The 5422-nt window shown below is 64.3% G+C and carries 3 protein-coding genes and 1 pseudogene; 2 read left to right on the forward strand and 2 right to left on the reverse strand.

Annotation, left to right across the window (positions count from 1 at the left end; translation table 11 throughout):
• Positions 1-1171: pseudogene (locus VNW74_RS02485) on the forward strand (alpha-amylase family glycosyl hydrolase); the annotation flags it as partial.
• 7 nt (positions 1172-1178) lie between these two features.
• Positions 1179-3371: a 1,4-alpha-glucan branching protein GlgB gene (gene glgB, locus VNW74_RS02490; RefSeq protein WP_325675029.1), complete on the forward strand. Its 2193-nt coding sequence runs from the start codon at positions 1179-1181 to the stop codon at positions 3369-3371.
• Between the two features lie 12 nt (positions 3372-3383).
• Here the strand turns inward: glgB and VNW74_RS02495 are convergent, their stop codons facing one another.
• Positions 3384-4283 carry a tetratricopeptide repeat protein gene (locus VNW74_RS02495; protein ID WP_325675030.1) on the reverse strand — a complete coding sequence of 300 codons (900 nt, stop codon included), beginning with the start codon at positions 4281-4283 and terminating at the stop codon, positions 3384-3386.
• Between the two features lie 202 nt (positions 4284-4485).
• On the reverse strand, positions 4486-5422 hold a 937-nt coding region (locus VNW74_RS02500), incomplete at its 5' end, for an acetyl-CoA C-acetyltransferase (protein WP_325675031.1).

Raw genomic sequence — 5422 nt, forward strand, 5'->3', positions numbered from 1 at the left:
CGGCCATGACGCGGTGCATCCGCAGCTGGGCACGGTCGACGACTTCGACAAATTCGTCGCGGCGGTGCACGACTTGGGCATGGAGGTGGCTCTGGATCTGGCGTTGCAATGCGCGCCCGATCACCCGTGGGCCAGGCAACACCGCCAGTGGTTCACCGAATTGCCCGACGGCACCATCGCTTACGCGGAGAACCCGCCGAAGAAGTACCAGGACATCTACCCGGTCAACTTCGACAACGACCCCGCCGGACTCTACGACGAGGTGCTGCGCGTAGTGCGGCACTGGATGGACCATGGGGTGAAGGTCTTTCGGGTCGACAACCCGCACACCAAGCCGCCCAACTTCTGGGCGTGGCTGATCGGCCAGGTGAAAGCAGTCGATCCGGATGTGCTGTTTCTGTCCGAGGCGTTCACCCCGCCGGCCCGCCAGTTCGGGCTTGCCAAGCTGGGCTTCACCCAGTCCTACACGTACTTCACCTGGCGGACGTCGAAGTGGGAGCTGACCCAATTCGGCGAGGAGATCCCTTACCTCGCCGACTTCCGTCGCCCCAACTTGTTCGTCAACACCCCGGACATCTTGCACGCCGTCCTGCAACATAATGGCCCCGGCATGTTCGCGATCCGCGCGGTGCTGGCGGCAACCATGAGCCCGGCCTGGGGGATGTACTCCGGCTATGAACTCTTCGAGCACGAGGCCGTGCTGGAGGGCAGTGAGGAGTATCTCAACTCCGAGAAGTACGAGCTGCGACCCCGCGACTTCGCGGGCGCCCTCGCGGCAGGACGATCGCTGGAGCCATTTATCGCACGGCTGAACAACATTCGCCGACTCCATCCGGCTCTTCAGCAACTGCGCAACATCACATTCCACAGCCTCGACAACGACGCATTGCTGGCTTACAGCAAGTTCGATCCGATCACCGGCGACTGCGTTCTCGTGGTGGTGACGCTCAACGCATTCGGGCCCGAGGAAGCGACATTGTGGTTGGAGATGGCCGCATTGGGTATGGAGCACTACGAGCGGTTCTGGGTGCGAGACGAGATCACCGGCGAGGAATACCAATGGGGACAATCCAACTACATACGCATCGACCCTGGCCGCGCACCCGCCCACATCATCAACATGCCGCTTATACCGTCCGAATCCCGAATGACGCTGCTGCGCCGGAGGTGACGCCGCGATGAAGCCCACCGAGCAACTCGCCGGGACCCACCTGGCGCCCGAACCCCGCGACTTGGCCCGCCTGGTGGCCGGCGAGCACCACAATCCGCACGGAATCTTGGGCGCCCACGAGTACGGCGATCACACCGTCATCCGGGCCTTTCGGCCGCACGCCACCGAGGTGGTCGCGCTTGTCGGCGAGGAGCGGTTTCCGCTGCAGCACATCGACTCCGGATTGTTCGCGGTGGCGTTGCCGTTCACCGACCTCATCGACTACCGACTCGAGGTGAGCTACGGCGCCGACTCGAACACCGTTGCCGACGCCTACCGCTTTCTGCCCACACTGGGCGAGGTGGATCTTCATCTGTTCAACGAAGGACGCCACGAACGACTGTGGGAAGTGTTGGGTGCCCATCCACGCTCGTTTACCACCGCCGACGGTGTGGTCGAGGGCGTGTCGTTCGCGGTCTGGGCGCCCAACGCCAAGGGCGTCAGCTTGATCGCCGAGTTCAACGGATGGAACGGCAACGATGCCCCACTGCGGGTTCTGGGCTCGTCGGGCGTGTGGGAGTTGTTCTGGCCGGAGTTTCCACGCGACGGCCTGTACAAGTTCCGGGTACACGGCGCAGACGGCTCAGTCGTCGACCGGGCCGACCCGATGGCTTTCGCCACCGAGGTACCCCCGCACACGGCGTCGCGGGTGACCGTGAGCGACTACCACTGGGGTGACGACGCGTGGATGACGGCGCGCGCCGAGCACAACCCGGTATTCGAGCCGATGAGTACCTACGAGGTGCACCTGGGTTCGTGGCGACCGGGGCTGTCCTATCGCGAGCTTGCCCGCGAGCTGACGGATTATGTTTCGGCACAAGGATTTACCCACGTCGAAATGCTGCCCGTCGCAGAGCACCCGTTCGGCGGATCTTGGGGATACCAGGTCACGTCCTACTACGCCCCGACGTCGCGATTCGGCACGCCTGATGAGTTTCGTGCGCTTGTCGACGCACTGCACCAGGCCGGTATCGGTGTCATCGTGGACTGGGTGCCGGCGCACTTCCCGAAGGATGCATGGGCGCTCGGCCGTTTCGACGGCACACCGCTTTATGAGCATTCGGATCCGAACCGCGGCGAGCAACTCGACTGGGGCACTTACGTGTTCGACTTCGGCCGTGCCGAGGTTCGCAATTTCCTGGTGGCTAATGCGCTTTATTGGCTGAAGGAATTCCACATCGACGGCCTGCGAGTCGACGCCGTGGCCTCGATGCTGTACCTCGACTATTCGCGCCCCGCCGGCGGCTGGACGCCGAATATCTACGGCGGCCGGGAGAACCTGGAGGCCGTGCAGTTCCTGCAGGAGATGAACGCCACCGCGCACAAGGCGGCGCCGGGGATTGTCACCATTGCCGAGGAGTCGACATCATGGGCTGGCGTATCGAGACCGACTAGTGTTGGTGGCCTGGGCTTTTCGATGAAGTGGAACATGGGCTGGATGCACGACACCCTCGACTACATGAGCCACGATCCGGTGCACCGTAGTTACCACCACCACGCGATCACCTTCTCGATGCTCTACGCGTTCAGCGAGAACTTCGTGCTGCCGATCAGCCACGACGAGGTGGTGCACGGAAAGGGCACGCTGTGGTCGCGGATGCCGGGCAACGACCACGTCAAGGCGGCGGGGTTGCGCAGCCTGCTGGCGTACCAGTGGGCGCACCCTGGTAAGCAACTGCTGTTCATGGGTCAGGAATTCGGGCAGCGCGCCGAATGGTCCGAGGAGCGCGGCCTGGACTGGTTTCAACTCGACGAGAACAGCTTCTCCAGCGGGATCTCGCGCCTGGTCAACGAGCTCAACAGGATCTACCGCGGCTGTCCGGCGCTGTGGAGCCAGGACAGCAGGCCGGAAGGCTATTCCTGGATCGATGCCAACGACTCCGCCAACAACGTGCTGAGCTTCCTGCGGTACGGCAGCGACGGCTCGGTAATGGCCTGCGTGTTCAATTTCGCCGGTGCGGAGCATAGCGGCTATCGACTCGGCCTGCCCGGCGCCGGGCGGTGGCGCGAGGTGCTCAACACCGATGCGACCGACTACAACGGCACCGGGATCGGCAACCTCGGCGGTGTGAACGCAACCGATGAGCCATGGCATGGTCGTCCGGCATCCGCGGTGTTGGCGCTGCCGCCGACGTCGGCACTGTGGCTGCAGCCCGAATAGCCGACCCGCCGACTAGTACAGCGCGTTGGCGAGATTACGTCGGCCGGCGATGACGTCGGGGTCGGCCGGGTCGAAGAGCTCGAACAACTCGATCAGCCGCGTGCGCACCGAAGTTCGCTCGTCGCCGGATGTCCGCCGCACCAATGCGACCAGCCGCTCGAAGGCGCCCTGCACGTCCTGGTTGAGGATCTGCACGTCGGCAGCAGCGAACGCGGCGTCGATGTCTCCGGGAGCGGCATCGGCAACGGCGACCGCGTCAGGCCGCTGCGCGGTCGCACGCATCAAAAAGGCGAGCTGGCGCACTGCCCCCTTGGCTTCGGCGTGGTTCGGATCATCATCCAGGATGGCCTGATACGAGTCGGAGGCGGCGGCGAGGTCACCGTCCTGCAGCTGCTGGCGAGCCTGCGCGAGCGCTGGGTCTACCTCTTCGGGTTCCTCGGAATCCGTTGCTCCGCTGAGCTTTCCCGAAGTTGCGGACAGCAGCGAGTCCACCCAGCGGCGTAGCTGCTCGGGCGGCTGAATGCCCTGAAAACTCGAAAGTGGCTGTCCCGCAGCCAAAGCCACGACGGTCGGGACCACTTCGACGCCGAATATCTGGGCTACCCGGGGAGCCACGTCGACGTTGACGCTCGCCAGGGACCACGCACCGTTGTCGGCGGCAGCCAGGCCGGAGAGTATCTCGGCCAACTGCAGGCACACGTCGCTGCGCGGCGACCACAACAGCACGACTACGGGCACCTGGTTGGACCGCAGCAGCACCTCTTCTTCGAAGTTGGCTTCGTTGATCTCGGTGCCGATGGGCGGCGATCCCCCCGCGGCGGCATCGCCGCTGGACGGCGGGCTTTGTTTGAGGGCGGACAAGTCGACCGCGCCGGCCATTGCAGGGCCAATCGGAGGTCGAGGACGGGTCACGTCGTTAAGTTTGGCATGTCGCGTTGCGCCCGTATCCACCCGGTTGCGGCGTTGTCAGGCGCTGTCCGGCCGTCATATGACCAAAATCACACCGGGCGTCAATGGTGCCCGCGCTCACGATGCCAGCAAAATCGTCATCCTGACCTCCGAGCACCGTTACGAGCTCGATCCCTGCGACGAGACACGAGAAGTTACTGGCCCGCTAGCCGGCCCGCAGGATCAGCGCGTCGCCCTGGCCACCTGCTCCGCATAGCGCTGCGACGCCGTATCCGGAACCCCGGCGCGCGAGCTCGAGTGCCGCGTGCAGCGCGATCCGAGCCCCTGACATGCCAATTGGATGCCCGACGGCGATCGCACCACCGTTGACGTTGACGATGTCGGGATCAACACCCAGTTCCCGTGTCGAGGCCAGTGCCACCGCGGAAAACGCCTCGTTGATCTCCACCACGTCGAGTTGGTCTACGGAGATACCTTCGCGGCCCAGCGCTTTTTTGATCGCGTTGGCAGGCTGCGACTGCAGCGTCGAATCCGGGCCGGCCACCACGCCATGTGCGCCGATCTCGACCAGCCACGACAGCCCCAGCTCGGTGGCCTTGTCCTTGCTCATCACGACCACCGCGGCCGCGCCATCAGAGATTTGCGATGCCGATCCGGCAGTGATGGTGCCGTCACGACGAAACGCGGGTTTGAGACCGGCCAGCGATTCGGCGGTGGTGTTGGCACGAATGCCCTCATCCTCGTTGAACTGCAAGGGATCGCCCTTGCGCTGCGGGATGTTCACCGGCACGACTTCGTCGGCGAAGACGCCGTCCTTCCACGCCGCGGCGGCCTTCTGGTGCGACCGCGCAGCGAATTCGTCCTGTTCAATACGAGTGAACTTGTCGACATCGTTGCGCTGCTCGGTCAGCGCACCCATCGGCTGGTCGGTAAAGACGTCGTGCAGGCCGTCGTAGGCCATGTGGTCCAACACCGTCACGTCGCCGTACTTGTAGCCGGACCGGCTATCCATCAGCAAATGCGGCGCCTTGGTCATGGACTCCTGGCCGCCGGCCACCACCACGTCGAACTCACCTGCCCGAATGAGCTGGTCAGCCAGTGCGATGGCGTCGAGACCGGACAGGCACATCTTGTTGATGGTC

It is taken from the genome of Mycobacterium sp. (genome assembly GCF_035570115.1).
GTDB lineage: Bacteria > Actinomycetota > Actinomycetes > Mycobacteriales > Mycobacteriaceae > Mycobacterium.